General features: G+C 36.6%; 19 protein-coding genes. 12 read left to right on the top strand and 7 right to left on the bottom strand.

What is annotated here, in order from left to right; translation table 11 throughout:
- Positions 1-79: 79 nt before the first annotated feature.
- The 6 genes from HMPREF9960_RS03835 to HMPREF9960_RS03810 form a co-directional block, all read right to left on the bottom strand.
- The gene (locus tag HMPREF9960_RS03835; RefSeq protein WP_000342539.1) at positions 80-577 is read right to left on the bottom strand and encodes an antirestriction protein ArdA; all 498 of its coding nucleotides are present in this window, start codon (positions 575-577) and stop codon (positions 80-82) included.
- Positions 578-693: 116 nt separating this feature from the next.
- Positions 694-915 carry a hypothetical protein gene (locus HMPREF9960_RS03830; protein WP_001009056.1) on the bottom strand — a complete coding sequence of 74 codons (222 nt, stop codon included), beginning with the start codon at positions 913-915 and terminating at the stop codon, positions 694-696.
- The gene (gene mobT, locus HMPREF9960_RS03825; RefSeq protein WP_001825267.1) at positions 912-2,162 is read right to left on the bottom strand and encodes a MobT family relaxase; all 1,251 of its coding nucleotides are present in this window, start codon (positions 2,160-2,162) and stop codon (positions 912-914) included. Before mobT ends, HMPREF9960_RS03830 begins: the two co-directional genes overlap by 4 nt.
- A 177-nt stretch (positions 2,163-2,339) precedes the next feature.
- Positions 2,340-3,725: an FtsK/SpoIIIE domain-containing protein gene (locus HMPREF9960_RS03820; RefSeq protein WP_000813488.1), complete on the bottom strand. Its 1,386-nt coding sequence runs from the start codon at positions 3,723-3,725 to the stop codon at positions 2,340-2,342.
- Between the two features lie 28 nt (positions 3,726-3,753).
- Positions 3,754-4,140, bottom strand: coding sequence for a YdcP family protein (locus HMPREF9960_RS03815; RefSeq protein WP_000985015.1), 387 nt, complete (start codon positions 4,138-4,140; stop codon positions 3,754-3,756).
- 15 nt (positions 4,141-4,155) lie between these two features.
- Positions 4,156-4,470 (bottom strand): YdcP family protein, encoded by a 315-nt coding sequence (locus HMPREF9960_RS03810; RefSeq protein WP_000420682.1) that lies wholly within the window; start codon positions 4,468-4,470, stop codon positions 4,156-4,158.
- An 875-nt stretch (positions 4,471-5,345) separates the two neighbouring features.
- Here HMPREF9960_RS03810 and HMPREF9960_RS03800 point away from each other — a divergent pair.
- The 4 genes from HMPREF9960_RS03800 (at position 5,346) to HMPREF9960_RS03785 (ending at position 12,691) form a co-directional block, all read left to right on the top strand.
- Positions 5,346-5,756, top strand: a complete 411-nt coding sequence (locus HMPREF9960_RS03800) for a thrombospondin type 3 repeat-containing protein (protein ID WP_000387512.1) — start codon at positions 5,346-5,348, stop codon at positions 5,754-5,756.
- 47 nt (positions 5,757-5,803) lie between these two features.
- Complete coding sequence (locus HMPREF9960_RS03795; RefSeq protein WP_005592224.1) at positions 5,804-12,022, top strand: helicase-like domain-containing protein; 6,219 nt, start codon at positions 5,804-5,806, stop codon at positions 12,020-12,022.
- A 74-nt stretch (positions 12,023-12,096) separates the two neighbouring features.
- Positions 12,097-12,381, top strand: coding sequence for a DUF5962 family protein (locus tag HMPREF9960_RS03790; RefSeq protein WP_000969640.1), 285 nt, complete (start codon positions 12,097-12,099; stop codon positions 12,379-12,381).
- Positions 12,382-12,394: 13 nt separating this feature from the next.
- A complete protein-coding gene (locus HMPREF9960_RS03785) occupies positions 12,395-12,691 on the top strand; it encodes a DUF5966 family protein (protein ID WP_005592253.1) in 297 nt (98 codons plus the stop codon).
- 13 nt (positions 12,692-12,704) lie between these two features.
- Here HMPREF9960_RS03785 and HMPREF9960_RS09980 read toward each other — a convergent pair whose 3' ends face one another.
- Entirely contained in the window at positions 12,705-12,902 is a 198-nt protein-coding gene (locus HMPREF9960_RS09980; protein ID WP_005590070.1) for a hypothetical protein, read from the bottom strand.
- 159 nt (positions 12,903-13,061) lie between these two features.
- On the opposite strand from HMPREF9960_RS09980, the gene HMPREF9960_RS03780 reads away from it, so the two are divergent.
- The 8 genes from HMPREF9960_RS03780 (at position 13,062) to HMPREF9960_RS03745 (ending at position 18,022) form a co-directional block, all read left to right on the top strand.
- Positions 13,062-13,703: a hypothetical protein gene (locus HMPREF9960_RS03780; protein ID WP_005590071.1), complete on the top strand. Its 642-nt coding sequence runs from the start codon at positions 13,062-13,064 to the stop codon at positions 13,701-13,703.
- A gap of 9 nt (positions 13,704-13,712) precedes the next feature.
- Positions 13,713-14,798: a toprim domain-containing protein gene (locus HMPREF9960_RS03775; RefSeq protein ID WP_005590072.1), complete on the top strand. Its 1,086-nt coding sequence runs from the start codon at positions 13,713-13,715 to the stop codon at positions 14,796-14,798.
- A 50-nt stretch (positions 14,799-14,848) separates the two neighbouring features.
- Positions 14,849-15,082, top strand: coding sequence for a DUF5965 family protein (locus tag HMPREF9960_RS03770; protein WP_000152419.1), 234 nt, complete (start codon positions 14,849-14,851; stop codon positions 15,080-15,082).
- The gene (locus HMPREF9960_RS03765; protein ID WP_005590078.1) at positions 15,079-15,462 is read left to right on the top strand and encodes a DUF5945 family protein; all 384 of its coding nucleotides are present in this window, start codon (positions 15,079-15,081) and stop codon (positions 15,460-15,462) included. Before HMPREF9960_RS03770 ends, HMPREF9960_RS03765 begins: the two co-directional genes overlap by 4 nt.
- A gap of 37 nt (positions 15,463-15,499) precedes the next feature.
- A complete protein-coding gene (locus HMPREF9960_RS03760) occupies positions 15,500-15,772 on the top strand; it encodes a hypothetical protein (protein WP_005590080.1) in 273 nt (90 codons plus the stop codon).
- Between the two features lie 67 nt (positions 15,773-15,839).
- On the top strand, positions 15,840-16,316 hold the full coding sequence (gene pezA, locus HMPREF9960_RS03755; protein WP_005590082.1) for a type II toxin-antitoxin system antitoxin PezA: 477 nt from the start codon (positions 15,840-15,842) through the stop codon (positions 16,314-16,316).
- Positions 16,316-17,086: a type II toxin-antitoxin system toxin PezT gene (pezT, locus tag HMPREF9960_RS03750; RefSeq protein ID WP_005590083.1), complete on the top strand. Its 771-nt coding sequence runs from the start codon at positions 16,316-16,318 to the stop codon at positions 17,084-17,086. The genes pezA and pezT overlap by 1 nt, the downstream gene beginning before the upstream one ends.
- Positions 17,087-17,356: 270 nt before the next feature.
- On the top strand, positions 17,357-18,022 hold the full coding sequence (locus HMPREF9960_RS03745; RefSeq protein ID WP_037586146.1) for a LexA family transcriptional regulator: 666 nt from the start codon (positions 17,357-17,359) through the stop codon (positions 18,020-18,022).
- The last annotated feature ends 2 nt before the right edge of the window (positions 18,023-18,024 follow it).

Raw genomic sequence — 18,024 nt, 5'->3', positions numbered from 1 at the left:
CCTTTCATAAAAAATAGGGGTAGCTGATTGAGCCACCCCGTAAAATAGAAAATCTGCCAGTAGTAATGTACCGACAGATTTAATAGACGATTTCAAAAATCCCATGATTGGTTGAGATAAACGTTCCTGAAAGGTCTAAATCCCGACCATAGGCTTGATAATCAATATAGTTTTGAAGACTAGCTGGTACTTCGCCTAAAGCACCCGTTTCTTCAATGTAGTAGCGTGCCACGTCATACATATCATCACAATCGGAATGAATGATAATATCCTCTTGATGTTCGCTTAGTTCTTCAATGCTTGAAAAATGAGTGAGCAGAGCAGATAGCTCCGATTGTAATTCTTCGGGTAATTCCGATACCATTTCCCATAGTCGATTGAGTTCGCCAATGGAAGTGTATTCGTCAACCGTAAAGGGTAACTCGTAGTCATGAATGGCGTATTCCTCATATTCATCATTCAAGCCGATTTTCTCTTTGACTTCCTCAAAGTCAATGGGAAAGGTAAACCACGCACCGACCAATTCGCCCTCATTGTATTTGCCTAAATTCGCAATATAGACTTGCATATCGTCCATATATTCACGTCCTTTCTTTGTAGAGATTCAAAAATCCCTACCGCACTTCGTTTGGTGTACCATTCCTTTGCGGAACATAAGAAAACCACTTATATTCCACAAAAGAACGGTTTTATTTAAGCACCAATAATGCGATTGAATAGCTCTAGTAAAATGTCTTTTACTCCAGCAGCGTTGAAGACTAAGCCAACCGCAATAATCGCAATAATTAAAAAGCCAATCAGTTTGCTAAACTCACGCTTGAAGCCAAGATACAAGCCAATCACAACGATTGCTAAAAGCACCAGTGATTGAGCGTTTGATAGAAACCAGTTATAAAGGTTTTGTCCAAAATTCATAAAAATGTTCTCCTCTCTATATTCAATGAATTTGTATTTGAGTTATTTTTTGTTGTTATCACGTCCTGTTCTTTTACTGACTGTTGCTTCAAAATCTGCTTGTGTCGGTCTGTCAGTTTCGCATGGTCGAGAATGTCTTTTACAACCTGCGTCTGGTTGATTTCATCAAGTTTAATCGCAACCTTTAAGGTCGGGGCAACTTGATGAGATAGCCAGTTCAGCGTCCTTTGGAAGGAGTAAGGCTCTGGTTTTGTGGTTAGTTTTAATCGTTCACGATTGTTCCCAATAAACCAAGCCCATTCTTCATTCAGTTTCCAATCAGAACGAGGTTTGGAATCGTCTTTATCTACAAAACGGATATACCGATTGATAATTTTAAAGGCGGTATGCTCTGGATTGTCATAGACGAGTAAATCACGGACTGCATAATAGGCACGCTCATTTTTCAATCGAATCTCAAAACGGTTTTTTACTTCTGCGTCTTCAATGGGAATATCATTTTTCTTGTACTGCTCGTAGTCCTTTTCATAGATACAGAAATAAACTTCACTTTGTAATGAACCGATATAGAGGGTGTTTCCCATACATTCCTTTTCCTCTTTGCGTACCAGTTCGCCACTGCGATAGCTTTTAAAACTGCGGAAGACGGAGATACATTCTTCCTGTTGGCACTTTTCAGTGAGTACAGGGATATTCAAAATCCCTGTCTTATCGTTAATGGCAAGGTCAAGGCGTTTCATCACACCGCCAGCCACCAAAACGTCCATAAAGAACTCATACCAGCTTCTTTGTTGTGCCAGAAGATAGCTTTCAAATTGTCTGCACCCACGACCTTTCAATTCCACCAGAACTCCTTTGTCCAGTTCATGGGAGCAAAGGACGAATATGTCGCCTAAAGCATAATGCTCTGAATAAGAATAGAAACCATAGTCCTCATGAAGAAAATAGGACAGTTTCAGTTGTAAGATGTTTTCGACCACCTGCTGTACGTCTGTTGTCGGAAAGCGAATCCTTACATAATCAAACAGCATTTCAAGGGGAGCGTCGGGATTGAAGCGTTCCAGAGCTTCCCAAAGGGACTGCTGTAAATCCTCTGATGGCTTGACTTTTCCTGTTTCAATATCGCTTAGATACTGCCTTGTAATACCAGTCGCAACAGCTAAACGGTTTTGAGATAGTCCATAAGCCAAGCGTTTTTCTTTTAAATGCTGTAACCAAGTTTGTTCATTCAGTAAAAATCCCTCCAATCAAAAAGGCGTATGTCAACTTTTAAAGCCCATTTGACATACGCTGAAATTTTGTAAATCCCTTGTAACCAAAGGATTTTCTAATGTTTTTTTGACTGTTTCCTGTCGATTTGTACCCCCCTGTTAGATACGGGGGGTTAAGTGCTGGCGTGGCTATTGCCACACCAGCCAGCAAGATCAGTCCACACCTGCGACTTCCGCTTCGCACGTCGCCTGCGTGGACTGTCTGCTGTTGGATAACTTTTTAATTTCCTCCAAGAAATCATATCCTTTTGGTACAAGGGGAGTATAAAACTCTGATATGACACTTGTTCCTACATCAACATAGCCACGACCTTTGATTCGCTTTAAGAAGAAATCCTTTTGTACGTCACTGCCAAACATCATGCCATAGCCCATTTCAGACATACGACCTAAAGCCACTCTGAAATTAAACTGATCACGGATTCCGTCGCCTAAATATTTTGCGTCTGGACGTTGACAAGCCAGTATTAGAAAGAAGCCAGCTTGACGACCTAACATGACAATCTGTTTCAGCTTATTCATAACTGCGGTGTTTTCTTTTGTTCCCAGCATTTCCATGAAAGCGACGTATTCATCAAAGATTAAGAAGTGTGCCGGGAGACCTAAGTAAGCATAATTTTTGCCAGTCTTATAGTTCTTCATCTGCTTCATTTCCTCACTACGTTTCATCATTTCTTCATAGAATGTTTCAATGCAAGAAAGCAAGTCTTCTTTTCTATAGTAGACATTTGCCATCACAGAACCTAAGTCCGCAAGGTCAGCATTTTTCGGGTCAAGAATATACAGTTTTGAATCTGTATGAAGCAAGGCTTCAATCAGTGTCAGTATAAAGTAAGTTTTACCGCCACCTGTACCACCAGCAATCAACATATGAGGGAGCTTATCATATTCCCACCATACGTTTTTCATTAAGCGAAGTTTACCATCTTTAGCTTCTACTTCATCAATAGAAATACGACTGGCTATGGTGTCATAGAGCAAAGTATATTCCACATAGGAATCCTTTAACTCTTTATCCGTCAGCTCACAGTACAAGCCACTCTCTAATTTCTTTTCCAAGTGTAAGAGTTGGTCTTGATATTTTCCCAGCGTGATTTCCACCCGTATCTGTATCAAGCCATTTTTAAGTCGATAATACATTTTAGGGAAGTAGGTTATCTTTTCCTTTGTACGACCAGCACTATCTTTAAAGAAACCCTCTGTTTTGACCTGTTCAGATTCATACCACTTGTTTTCAAGTATCATCTTTGCCAGTTTTTGACGGTGGTAAAGTTGTTTAACCGTATCATAGCGAACCCGTTTGAATACAAACGCTACCAGCAAGCAGATAAGAATTGCGACACTGAAACTGATAATTAAATAGGGAATGTCAATCTTATCTGCTTGTGATAGGTTAAAATCCTGCCAGTTGATCTGCTGGATTGTCTTCACATGAAACAGTCCGACAACCAGCAGGAAAACAGGCAGGAGTGACGCTATCGTAAAATGAAAGACTAAATCTTTACCAGATGGGCGAATCCTTTTACCACGCTGTTTCATGCGAAAAAGTCTCCTTTCTACCTAGCGACTATTTGTCTTGTGTCGGTTCTTTCTTTGCTTGTGGTTGAGCTTTGAATGAACTAGAATCCTTTGTCAGCACAATATCGTCTGCCTTGATATACCAGTCAACATCTGCTCCTTGATAGGTGGCAGTAGCAACGGTGTCCGCAATGGGATTGATAAGTTCCACCCGTGCGTTATAATCAAACTCTTTCAAAGGCACGCTGGCAGGAATACTTACTTGAATCATGCGTCCTTGTCCTTTGGATTTTAAGTCATAGGTACGTTCCTTGATTTCATCTGAAACCGACCCGTCTTCATTTTGGATTCTCACTTCACGACGTAGAGCAGAGAATTTCAATTCTCCAAAAGTCGTGTCTTTATCTAATACAATGCCATTTGCTAATCTCATCATTTTTCCTCTCTTTCTTTATTCTTTTATCATGTCGTCAGCATGTAAAAGGTAATTTGTAAAACCACGAGTGCCGATTTTGTAGCCCTCTGCGGTAATACGTGGATTGACTAACTTCACACGTTCCTCAAAGCCGAAATGTTTTTCGCCAGCTTCAGCAGGAAGCACCACCACAATATCATCTGCTCTTTGAACATCAGAATAGAGATTATAGCTTCTTGATAAGACAGTTAGCCGTCCGTTGATTCTTCGCTGAACGACTTTATCCTCGCCAGCAAATTCTAAATTGCCGAATGTTTTTTCCATGTTGGGAATCACAAATTTAAGTTCCATATTTTTACCTATCCTTTCTTTTTTATTGGCTGAATGAATGTTTGATGGTCTTAAAGAGTGGGGAACGACCTTTTGATTCTTGATTTTTTGTTTTCATAAGTTCACTTCCTTTCAAAATCGGGTAAAAAAATAGACACCTCATTTTTTGAAGTGTCTACCTATTAAATATTCAAATTTTATTGGAAGTATCTTTATATCTTCACTTTTCAAGGATAAATCGTCGTATCAAAGCTCATTCATAAGTAGTAAATTAGTAGTAAATTGAGTGGTTTTGACCTTGATAAAGTGTGATAAGTCCAGTTTTTATGCGGATAACTAGATTTTTATGCTATTTTTTTCTAAAAAAACAGTAAGAAAGCGTAAAAAATCAATTCCTGTACTAGCGTGTAATTGAAATTTTTTAGTTTTGGCGTTAGAACTGTTTCCTCAGTCCTAGCCCCTTCTCTTTTTGATAAGTATGCTTGGCAGAAAGTAGTTTGTAAATGATTCTGAGAATCTTATGAGCATAAGCAATGACGGCCTTCATCTTGCTTACTCTTTGGGAAATTCGATTATAAAAAAAGAAAAAGCTGGATCCTTGGAATGTGCTGCAATTAATCCCGACATGGTCAAAGCCTGTTTTATTTAGCGATTTCCTTGCGTGATGTGTGAGGATTTTTTAATGCCAGCACTATAGGCTAAACATCTTTTTCTGTCATGAGTTAGCAGGCTCTGCCTGATTAGAGTTTTACATGTAATCTATTTTAATAGTAATGTTTTATCATTTTCAGGAGAACGCAGTTTTGGCTCGTTCTCTTTTTTGTTGTGATACTTCTTTCAAGGAATATTTGGTAGGATTGGAGTGAAAAAAGATTAACTAGGAAAGAAGGAAGTATATGGAAGCCATTTATCAACGTGATTCGGATCAAGATGGACTAACTGATGCTCAAGAATTGGCGCTAGGAACCAATCCTCTTAGCGCAGATTCTGATGGTGATGGACGTTCAGATTTAGTGGAAGTAGAAGAAGGAACAAATCCCTTAGAAAAGGATTTACAAAACATAAACCAAACAAGTTTAACTGAACCATCCTCAGTATTTATGGAAATGAAACAAAAGATTTCAGATATGATGGAGAGTCACTACAAGGAATTTATACAGGCTCTGATTAGTATTGAAACAGGGATTGAAAATCAACAAGACCTAGAAGACTTATATACTTACTACATGAGAACAGATACCGTTTCTCTTTTGTCTAGTGATTTAGAAACCAGTCCTCAAGAGGTTGAAATGGAGATAGAGTTGTAGGGGAATCATGTGATTCTCCTATTTTCGTATAGATGAAAGGAGCGAGTATGGAAGTAATGCAATTATTGGCTATGTTTCGTGGAACAATTCCAAAAGATAGGGAGAAAATGGACCTATTTCTTCGATATCAAGCGCAACATTTTGATGAGAAATGGCAGGACTTGGTAGAGAGTTTTTTGGCTGAAGAGGGTAAGATAGAAGAGATACCTCATGTCTATTCGTTTCATCAAGATATTGTTTCTTTCCTAGAGGCCAGTTCTGAAAATAATGACCAAGATTTAGAAAGTTACACAAGAAATTTTGGGCAAGCGGGTCTAGGTAAATTATCTCAATTAAGTAATTTTGAGAAAAACTTAGTTCTGGAAGTCGCAACCTATAACCTTTCCACTCGATTTTACATCCAATCTGAAAAAGAAAAGCTAACACCATTAAGTGAGCTTGTATGTCATCAGAATCAGGAGGTCAATTTAGTCAATGTTTATCGGGTTGCGAATAATCTATCTGACCGCATTAGTAGAGATATAGAGGAATTTCTTCTAATGGTTGATTCCAAAGAACTAGAAAAAGAGGTTCTTGAGATTCATTTTGAAGAAAAAGAGGGAGATGTTCTAGCCTATTTGGGTTCAGAATTGATGGCTACTTTAGATACCGTTACGGATCTTGTCCATCATGAAGGAAACTACCAACAACTACCACTGACACAAAAGCTGAAGATTATTACTCATTTTGATGATGTAAAGGCTAGAAGCGAAAAATCTAAGCAAGTAGAGGAAGCGGTCTTACCTTTAGATAATATTGACCAGGTAGAAGAAAATGTGGAAGTTCATTCCCTATCTAAAGTAGATAAAATTGTAGAAGAAGCTTTGAGGGAATATCCAATCGGTTCACAAGTAAGTTATAAAGGTCAAGTATTTCAGTTGGTTTCGATTGAAAATGCCCAGTTAAATGACTTAGTTCGCCTAGAGCTATTCAATGATTCCAACCAGTTATTTGAAGAAAATCCTATCTTATACTTGAACAGTTTGGAAGAGATTGAACAAGTATTGTCTCTTGTAGAACTTGAAAAAGAAGATTCAGAGATTGAGATTGATTCATCAAGTGAAAGTCAGGAAATAGATTTGTTTTCCTATCTGGAAGAAGAAAATGAAAAGGATAAGGAAACAGAAACTCTTATTTCAAGTATAGAAGAGTTGGATATCCCTGTTCAAGATTTCGTTTTTCCAGATGATTTAGAGGACTTTTACCCTAAGACAAATCGAGAAAAAATTGAAACGAATATCGCTGCAATTGACCTTGTTAAAAGATTAGAAAAAGAGGGACGACAAGCGAATCCAGAAGAACAAGAACTACTAGCTAAGTATGTTGGATGGGGTGGTCTTGCCAATGAATTTTTCGATGAACTCAATCCAAAGTATGAAGCAGAACGTTTAACTCTTAAGAGTTTAGTAAGTAAATCAGAATACTCGACCATGAAACAAAGTTCTCTCACAGCCTATTATACAGACCCAATGATTATTCGCCAGATTTGGCAAAAATTACTGGATGATGGTTTTGAGGGAGGAAGGATATTAGATCCTTCTATGGGGACTGGGAACTTCTTTGCGGCTATGCCTAGAAGTATACGAGATAAATCAGAACTCTATGGGGTTGAATTAGACAGTGTGACAGGCGAAATCGCAAAACAACTCCATCCAAATGTCCACATTGAAGTGCGAGGATTTGAAGAAGTTCCCTATCAAAATAATAGTTTTGATTTAGTCTTAACGAATGTTCCATTTGGAAATTTTCGCATTGCCGATAAAAACTATGATAAACCTTATATGATTCATGATTACTTTGTCAAACACTCACTTGATTTAGTAAGAGACGGAGGACAAGTGTCGATTATCTCATCTATCGGGACAATGGATAAGCGGACAGATAATGTCTTACAAGAGATTAAAACCAACACTCATTTTTTAGGGGGAGTTCGTTTGCCGGATACGGCTTTTAAAAAGATTGCAGGTACTCGAGTGACCACAGATCTCCTCTTCTTTCAAAAGAATCAAGCAAAGAATCTTAATGAAGAGGAACTTGTTTTTAGTGGTTCTATTCCCTTTGAGGAGGATAAGCGTGTCTGGATCAATCCTTATTTTGATGGGAAATACAATACACAAGTTTTGGGTGAATATGAAGTACGTAATTTTAATGGAGGAACCCTCAATGTTAAGGGGGAATCAGAAACATTAGCTACTGAAATAATGAAAGCATTCGAGAATGTGGAAGCACCTAAACAAATTGACAATTCTTTGAAAGCACCTGTTTTTATCCAAGAAGAAGTGGATAATTCTATCCCAAGTCGTATACGTGAGGACTTAGCGCTCTATTCTTTTGGATATGAGGGAAATCAAATTTATTACCGAGATACGCATGGCATTCGGAAAAGTTCAAAAGTAGACGAAATTAGTTATTATGTAGATGAGAAGGGAGATTTTAAAGCTTGGGACAGTTCTTTGTCTGAACATAAAATAGACCGATTCGTGCAACTTCATTTGACAGAAGAGGAAGCACTAGATGTTTACAAGTCAGAAGAAGCGAGTAAAAGAGGGAAATATAAGGGACTGTTCAAAAAAACTGTCTTTTATGAAAGTCCCTTATCGGATAAGGATATTAGTCGCATTAAGGGCATGGTTGATTTGAGAGAGACCTATCAATCCTTAATTGAAATTCAACGTCATCAAGATTATAGTCGGACAGAATTTCAGGTGTTACTTAGTAAACTCAATCATAACTATGACCGCTTTGTAAGTCAATTTGGATACTTGAATGCCTCAGTCAATCGGAACTTATTTGATAGTGACGATAAGTATTCTTTACTAGCAAGTTTAGAAGATGAATACATCGATTCTAAAGACCAGAAAGTAAAATATAAAAAATCTTTAGCCTTTGAGAAAGCATTGGTTAGACCAGAGAGAGAGATTACAAGAGTATCAACGGCTTTAGATGCCTTAAACTCCAGTTTATCGGATGGTAGAGGAGTTGATTTAGACTATATGGTATCAATTTATCCCGAACATAGCCAAGCTGCTATTTTAGATGAGTTAGGTGACCAGGTTTTAATGGATCCAGAAAGTTATTTAAGAGGGGAAAGAAAATATCTTTCTAAGAACCAGTTTTTGTCAGGAGATATTCTCAATAAGATAGAAGTAGTTCAACTATTAGTAGATGAAAACAACCAAGAATTTGACTGGTCTCATGCTTTAGATTTGTTAGAATCTGTTCGCCCTCCACGGATTCATCTGGCAGATATTGAGTTCAAAATAGGGTCACGTTGGATTCCTCAATCCGTTTATGGTAAATTTGCCTTTGAATGTTTTACCAATCGTGAATTTGAATTGTCTTCGCCAGATGTTGAACAAGTCATTGAAGTGAATCCTGTCGATGGCCAGGTTCATTTAAGGACATCATTTGTTTATCGCTATCCAAGTGCCAAAGATAGTAGTCTTGGAGTTAGTGGGTCACGTTATGATACAGGAAGAAAGATTTTTGAGAATTTACTTAATTCGAACCAACCGACGATTACCATGACTGTTACGGAAGGGGAAAAGAAAAAGACTATCACAGATTTGGAAAAAACCTCTGTTCTAAGAGCAAAAGAGCAGCATTTACAAGAGCTCTTTCAAGAATTTGTCTCACGGTATCCAGAAGTCCAACAGGTCATTGAGGAAAGCTATAATCGTCTTTATAATCGAACAGTTAGTCGAGAGTATGATGGTAGCCATCTAGTCATTGATGGCTTGGCACAAAACATCAGTCTTCGTCCTCATCAAGAGAATGCTATTCAAAGAATCGTAGAAGAAAAAAGAGCTTTATTAGCTCATGAGGTAGGTTCAGGAAAGACCTTGACCATGCTTGGTGCTGGGTTTAAATTAAAGGAGTTGGGGATGGTTCATAAGCCCTTGTATGTGGTGCCCTCTAGTTTGTCTGCTCAGTTTGGCCAAGAAATCATGAAATTTTTCCCTACTAAAAAAGTCTTTGTGACCACTAAGAAAGATTTTGTGAAGGCGAGAAGAAAACAATTTGTGTCACGTATCATTACAGGAGATTACGATGCCATTGTCATTGGGGATTCTCAATTTGAAAAAATCCCTGTCAGTAAGGAAAGACAGATGAATTATATCGAGGACAAACTCAATGAACTACGAGAGATTAAAACACATTCTGAAAATAAGTACACCGTTAAAGAAGCAGAGCAATCAATAAGTGGTCTTGAGAGACAATTGGAAGAACTCCAACGCTTTAATCGTGATAGTTTTATTGATTTTGAGAACTTAGGAATTGATTTTCTCTTTGTGGATGAAGCACATCACTTTAAAAATATACGTCCAATTACTGGACTTGGAAATGTAGCAGGGATTACCAATACAACGTCTAAGAAGAATGTGGATATGGAAATGAAGGTTCGACAGATTCAGGAAGAACATGATTTTAAAAACATTGTCTTTGCGACAGGAACACCTGTTTCCAATTCTATTAGTGAGTTATATACTATGATGAACTACATTCAACCAGATATCTTAAAACGCTATCAAGTTGATTATTTTGACTCTTGGGTAGGTGCTTTTGGAGAAATTCAAAACTCTATGGAATTAGCTCCTACAGGGGATAAGTACCAACCTAAGAAACGATTTAAAAAGTTTGTCAATCTACCTGAGTTGATGAAAATCTATAAAGAAACAGCCGACATTCAAACACAAGATATGTTGGATTTACCTGTTCCAGAAGCTCATATTATCCCTATTGAGAGTGAGTTAACTGAAAACCAGAAACTCTATTTAGAAGAATTAGTTATGAGGTCAGATATGGTCAAATGTGGAACAGTTGATCCGAGTCAGGATAACATGTTAAAGATAACAGGTGAGGCACGGAAACTAGCTATTGATATGCGTTTATTGGACTCTAGCTATAGTCTAGCAGACAATCATAAACTGCTTCAGGTAGTGGATAATGTTGAAAGAATTTATCGTGAAGGAATGGAAAATAAGGCTACTCAGATGATTTTTTCAGATATTGGCACACCTAAGAAAAAGGATAATGGCTTTGATGTCTATTCTGAAATAAAGGCTTTATTAGTTGATAGAGGAATTCCTAGTAAGGAAATTGCCTTTGTACATGATGCCAATAGTGATGAAAAGAAGAATAGTTTGTCTCGAAAGGTCAATGCAGGAGAGGTGCGGATTCTCCTTGCCTCAACTGAAAAAGGAGGAACAGGTTTAAATGTTCAAAGCAAGATGAAAGCAGTTCATCACCTGGATGTACCGTGGAGACCAAGTGACATTCAGCAACGCAATGGACGGATTATCCGACAGGGAAATGAAAACAAGGAAGTGGATATTTACCACTATATTACCAAAGGTTCGTTTGATAATTATCTTTGGGCAACTCAGGAGAACAAACTCCGCTATATTAAGCAGATTATGACTTCTAAGGAGCCGATTCGTGCTGCAGAAGACATTGATGAACAGACTATGACAGCTTCTGATTTTAAGGCACTAGCAACAGGTAATCCATATCTAAAATATAAGATGGAACTAGAGAATGATCTAACTCTATTAGAAAATCAAAGACGCGCCTTTCAACGCAGCAAGGACCACTATCGTCATACAATCTCTTACTGTGAAGAAAATATGCCCATTCTTAAGAAACGATTAAGCAAGTATGAAGGCGACATTCAACAGTCTGAAATGTCGAAAGACCAGACATTTTCTATGACGGTAGGTAAGCAAGCTTTTGACCAACGATCTGAAGCAGGGGAATCCCTACACCGTCTTATCCGTCATAATCAAGCTGACAGCAAAGAATTTCGTACCCTAGCAAGCTATCGAGGATTTGACATTAAAATGCTTAGTCTTCCAACAAATCAACCTCTTCCTGAAACCTTCTCCGTTAAGATTGTAGGAGAAAATCAGTATTCTGTCAGTTTAGATTTGTATTCTCCTTTGGGAACAATTCAAAGACTTCAGCATACGATTGATCACATTAAAGAGGACCAAGTGAAAACTCAGAACTTATTGGATGAATTAAAGGATAAATGGACTACTGCTAAAGTTGAAATTGAGAAAAATTTTCCAAAGGAAGAGGATTATCAAACTAAAAAGGCCGAATACGATGTACTCGCGCCATTGATCGAAACAGAAACGGATTTAGATATTATTGATCAGGCCTTAAGACAATTCCACGAAAAAGGAAATGAAAAGCAGGAACAACTTTCTTTTGAATTAGATTAAAAAATAGATATAAATAGCGGACAAGAAAAGAAAAGCGCGGTAGAATAAAGATAGAAAGAAACGAGGTAACAATTATGATGGAAGATACCTATTATCAGTTAGAAGAGGCCTTAGTACAGGGATTTCAAACACCTGAAGAATATCAAGCCTACAAGGAGTTAAAGGAACATTATGAGGAAGTGACAGGGGATTACAGCTTTTCCAAACGAGAACTTACTAGCCAATTGGAAATCGCTCTTCAGAATCATCGAGGTGTGGACTTTGAAGAACATGAAAAAGAGGAGTATTTGGACTTAGTTCAAAAGCTAGAGGAATTTGATTCCTCTCTTGCCACCCATTATCGTCAATTGATTGACTAGAGAGGAGAAAGTCATGAATGATTTACTCCTTATCCCAGTAATTTTTTTAGCAGTAGGAGGAATTCTCATTCTTTTATGGAGACTCTTTCTTATTGCCAGTGGACTTTTCCTGATTGGTTTTGTCAGTTTTCTTATTTTCGTAGAGGTCTATGGAATTTATTTGTTCTTTACTGAACCTAGTTTATATTTTGATGATATCAGACAACATGGTTTAACTAGTTTTACGGCTGTGTACCTTTTCATCAATCTGATGTTGGTTCTAGGATTCAGTTGGCGCTTCATTAACTCAATGAATAAGGAAAAAATGTGAACTTTTTAGGTAGTTAAAAGACTTTATCTGAATCTAAATTCGGATAAGGTTTTTTATTAGCCATGATTCTTTCATATACTTCATAGCTAAATTGGAGTAATAATTTATGAAAATCATTATCATCACTATTATTACTTGTATTTATGGCTCGTTTATGTCGTTCAATATGAGAAAGAGCTCTTCTCAAATTTTCTTCTTTTAATTTGTTCATGTTTATATTATAAGCTGAAGACAGCTGGTTTTGATATTTTTCTCTGAACTGTACGATTTTGCGCCTGAAATGTAGGAATCACCTTTCGTTGTGGTGTGATAAAACTTACAAGTTGTTTTTGTTATTCTTGACCTAGTTTTTATAGAAAGAAGGTCTAAGATGTTAAATAAAGTCAAAACTAAAGCCTTAATTAGTGTTGGAGCAGTGGCTGCAACTAGCTTTATTCTCATGATGGGATATACTGCTGGTCAACATTCTACTGCTAAACAAAATCGCAAAGAAATCGAATTGGCTGCAGCTAAACTTGTAGAGGACAAACAAGCAGAAGATAAAGCCAGCATTTTGTCATCGGATACTGTAAAAGAATTTTTGACGCAGTACTATACGAAAGAAAAGCTCGGAGAAAATAATACACGTATTCAACCTTATATGACTGAATCGGCTTATTCTCAAGAATTGTCAAGTCAAAATGATGCCATGAACCAAGTGTATAAGGATTATATTTTGGATTATCATTTTGAAAAAGCAGATATCTTTGTCAATCAGACTACGAATCAAGCCATTGCCATGGTCTCTTATAATGTAACCTATGTATCTGATTTAAAGAACGCCAACCAATCAAAGACCAATCAGACAGAAACCAGAACGGTTAAGTTGTCTTATTCGAAACTACCAGGTAAGTTATTGGTCAACCAAGTACAGGTTTGGAAATCTGGGTTAGATGATTTGGATAAGGCCACTCCCAAAACTTTGGAAGAATCCTCATCTGTTCCATCACTGCCAAACACTACGACAAAATGATGATATTGCATGGAAATAGAAGAATGTAAGCAAATTTCAATTCTTGATGTAGCCAATCGTTTAGGTATCTCCTTTAAACAAGTTTCGAGCAGTGTCTATGAACATCCTGAACACGATTCATTCCGAATTTTTTCAACTACCAATACTTTTAAATGGTTTTCAAGAGATATTCAAGGTGATGTTATTGATTTTGTTCGACTTGTTAAGGGAATTTCCTTTAAAGAAGCTCTAGCTTTTCTTTCTGAAGAACCTTTTCAAAAAGAAGCTGTTCAAGAAAAAAGAGAGAGACCATTTTATTATCCTTTAAAGAGAGTAGAAGATTCTAACTGTAGTCTGGCCAGATATTACTTAACAAAATGTAGAGGAATCTCAGAAGAAATCATAGAAAAGATGATTCAACAAGGTTTGATAGCACAAGCTAGTTGGAAAACAAATGAAACTGTTGAACCTGTTATTGTTTTTAAAAGCTTTGATCATCGTCACAAGCTGCAGGCAGCAAGCTTACAAGGGATATATAAGAAACACTCTCTTCCTAGAGAGAGGTTAAAAACGATTCTAAAAGGAAGCCATGGACATGTTGGAATATCCTTTGATATTGGTAAACCAAATAGACTGGTCTTTTGTGAATCGTTTATCGACTTGATGAGCTATTACGAACTTCATCAACAAAGTCTAACTGATGTTCGTTTGGTATCTATGGAGGGATTAAAAAGGTCTGTTGTTGCTTATCAAACTTTACGACTGATAGCTGAAGAAAATCAGAAGTTGGAATTTTTAGATACAGTAATACCTTCAAAGTTATTGTCTTTGATCAATACAATTCGTGATACCACCAGCTATTTTGATAATCATCCTGATTTGTTGACACTGGCGGTAGATTGTGATGATGCTGGAAAAGATTTTTCTGATAAGTTATCTCAATCAGGATTGCCTGTTTTCCTGGATTTCCCTGATAATGAATCAGGGAAAGAAAAAGTAGACTGGAATGATGTCCTTAGAGAAAAGAAATCAGATTTACAATTGATGATCGAGACTGCAAAAGAGACATTGGGGAATCAACCAGTAAGACAAATCTCTCAATGTTTAGAATTGTGATAACAAAATCAAGATGTTTTAGCTAATATTAGAATGAAGGAGGATCGTATATGACCATTATTGAACGCTTAGAAGAAAAGGTCACTAGGCAAGAAAGCAAGGTAGCAAGAGAGACAGAAAAACTCGCTGCTTACAAAGAGCAACTGGAGACAGCGATGTTTGCGACGTTCAAAAGGCGTCAAAGCATTAGTCACATGAGTTTTGAAGAAGCTCTTGACCATGCCTTTGGTAAAGAAAGACAATTCGATGATTCTGAATTTAGAAAGGATGAAATGAGTGAATGACAAAAGATTGGAATTTTAATCAACCATTAGAGAGTAAATCAGAAAATCAAGAAGATCCAGATAAAATTGCGGCCTTATTTGGAAATCATCAAGGAGGTAATGATGTAAATTATGAAGCAGCTTTTCAAAAGCGAAAACAAACACCTGTGACAGAATCAAATCCTAGTTCTAAACCCAAAGTTACAGAGGTTAGAACAGGAACAGAGACAGATATCACTACAAGTTATCAGCAACATCTTAAAAGACTGATTGCAGATAACAATAGCGATATTCAAAGTAGTCAAAAGAAAATTGAAGAGCTACATACGTTGATCGACACAAAGAATAAAGACAATAAGAAATTGCAGTCCATTTATGATGCGATTTCCGAATTACACTAAGCAGTCCTGATAGGCTGCTTTTTTTGAGAGGTTATAGATGTTTACAACATTTTTTAAGAAAAATCACGACAATAGTGATGTATTTAAAAAGCTGATTCATAGACTATCTGATATGTCTGTCCAAGATCTTGAAAAAATAGATCGACTGCTAGATATCATTTTCACTCCAAACCAAGAATCACAACAACTAAAAACAGAAGCAGCTTACAGAGAAGAAACTTTGGACGACACATTAAAGGAAGCTAAGAACCAACTTCATAAAGAACAATTGGAGAAGAATTTAGAGAGATTTAGGAAAAATAGTCAATAACGCACCAAAATTGGTGCGTTATGCTTTTTTATGCTATAATTGTATTATAAAAATAAAGGAGTTTGTCATGATTGGAAAGAACATAAAATCCTTACGTAAAACACATGACTTAACACAACCCGAATTTGCACGGATTGTAGGTATTTCACGAAATAGTCTGAGTCGTTATGAAAATGGAACGAGTTCAGTCTCTACCGAATTAATAGACATCATTTGTCAGAAGTTTAATGTATCTTATGTCGATATTGTAGGAGAAGATAAAATGCTCAATCCTGTTGAAGATTATGAATTGACTTTAAAAATTGAAATTGTGAAAGAACGAGGTGCTAATCTATTATCTCGACTCTATCGTTATCAAGATAGTCAGGGAATTAGCGTTGATGATGAATCTAATCCTTGGATTTTAATGAGTGATGATCTATCTGACTTGATTCATACGAATATCTATTTGGTAGAAACTTTTGATGAAATAGAGAGATATAGTGGCTATTTGGATGGAATTGAACGCATGTTAGAGATATCTGAAAAACGGATGGTAGCCTAATGGAAATCCAAGATTATACTGATAGTGAATTCAAACATGCTCTAGCACGGAATCTTCGTTCTCTGACAAGAGGAAAAAAGTCCAGTAAGCAACCTATAGCGATTTTGCTTGGAGGGCAAAGTGGTGCTGGTAAGACTACAATTCATCGTATTAAACAGAAAGAATTTCAAGGAAATATTGTTATCATAGATGGCGATAGTTTTCGCTCTCAACATCCACACTATTTAGAACTGCAGCAAGAATATGGCAAAGATAGTGTAGAATACACCAAATATTTTGCAGGAGAAATGGTAGAGTCTTTAGTAACAGAATTGAGTCATTTGGGATACAATCTTTTGATAGAGGGAACTTTACGAACGGTTGACGTTCCAAAGAAAACGGCACAACTCTTGAAAAGTAAGGGATATGAAGTACAATTAGCCTTGATTGCGACAAAGCCTAAGCTGTCCTATCTGAGCACTCTTATCCGATACGAAGAACTGTACGCTATCAATCCAAATCAAGCACGCGCAACTCCAAAAGAACATCATGATTTCATTGTAAATCATCTAGTTGATAATACACGGCAATTGGAAGAACTAGCTATTTTTGAAAGAATTCAAATTTACCAACGAGATAGAAGTTGTGTATATGATTCAGGAGAAAATACAACTTCAGCAGCAACAGTTCTTCATGATTTACTATTTGGAGAATGGAATCAAGTGGAGAAAGAGATGCTTAAATCTGGAGAAGAAAGATTGAAAGATTTAACTAATCAAAATGGTTTGTAGAGTTAGATTTTTAAAATAAAGTCTATTGGATCGTCAATTAAAAAATAACGATCCTTTTTTATATTCTCTATCTTCTTGTTCTTAATATTTTTTCAAAAGTTTTAGCATTCTTCAGTCATGATTTCCTAACAATATAAGTACAAATTTAGCGCAGTTTATGATTATTTTAAATCTTTGGGGTTTATTAACTCTTGATTTTTTCCAGCAGCTATGGTATTCTTTTGTTAGTTAATAAACTTACAAAGGAGAACAAATGTTTTCACCTATTAAATTAAAAGAAAAAGAGAAAGTCAGGGGTTATCACAATCTCAACTTGCATCCAGTTTGGGAATCAGTAGAGCCTCATACTTTAATTGGGAATCAGGTAAAACAAAACCGAATCAAAATAATCTAACCAAATTGAGTCAGATTTTGAATGTTGATCCTCGATATTTTGAATCAGAGTATGAAATAGTTGAAACTTATCTCAAGCTAACTGAAAAGAATCAAAAAGCGACACTTCATTATGCAAAAGACTTATTGAACAATCAAAACTCTAAAGTTGTAGAAGTTTCTGAACGATTTGCTTATAAGGTCTATGAAAAATTATCAGCTGGTACAGGAACAGCTTACTTTGATGATGGTAATTACGATACAGTTTACTTCAATCATCAATTTGATTATGACTTTGCATCATGGGTGTTTGGTAATTCAATGGAACCGACATATGAAAATGGTTCTGTAGCCCTTATTAAGCAAACAGGATTTGATTATGATGGAGCTATTTATGCGATAGATTGGGATGGTCAAACCTATATTAAGAAAGTGTATCGTGAAGAAAATGGACTTCGTTTAGTTTCACTCAATCGGAACTATTCAGATAAGTTTGCACCTTATGATGAGAATCCTCGCATTATAGGGAAAATCGTTGGGAACTTTATTCCTTTAGAGGACTAAGT

The sequence above is a fragment of the Streptococcus cristatus ATCC 51100 genome, assembly GCF_000222765.1.
Taxonomy (GTDB): Bacteria; Bacillota; Bacilli; order Lactobacillales; family Streptococcaceae; genus Streptococcus; species Streptococcus cristatus.
This window is presented reverse-complemented; position numbering and strand designations above follow the sequence as displayed.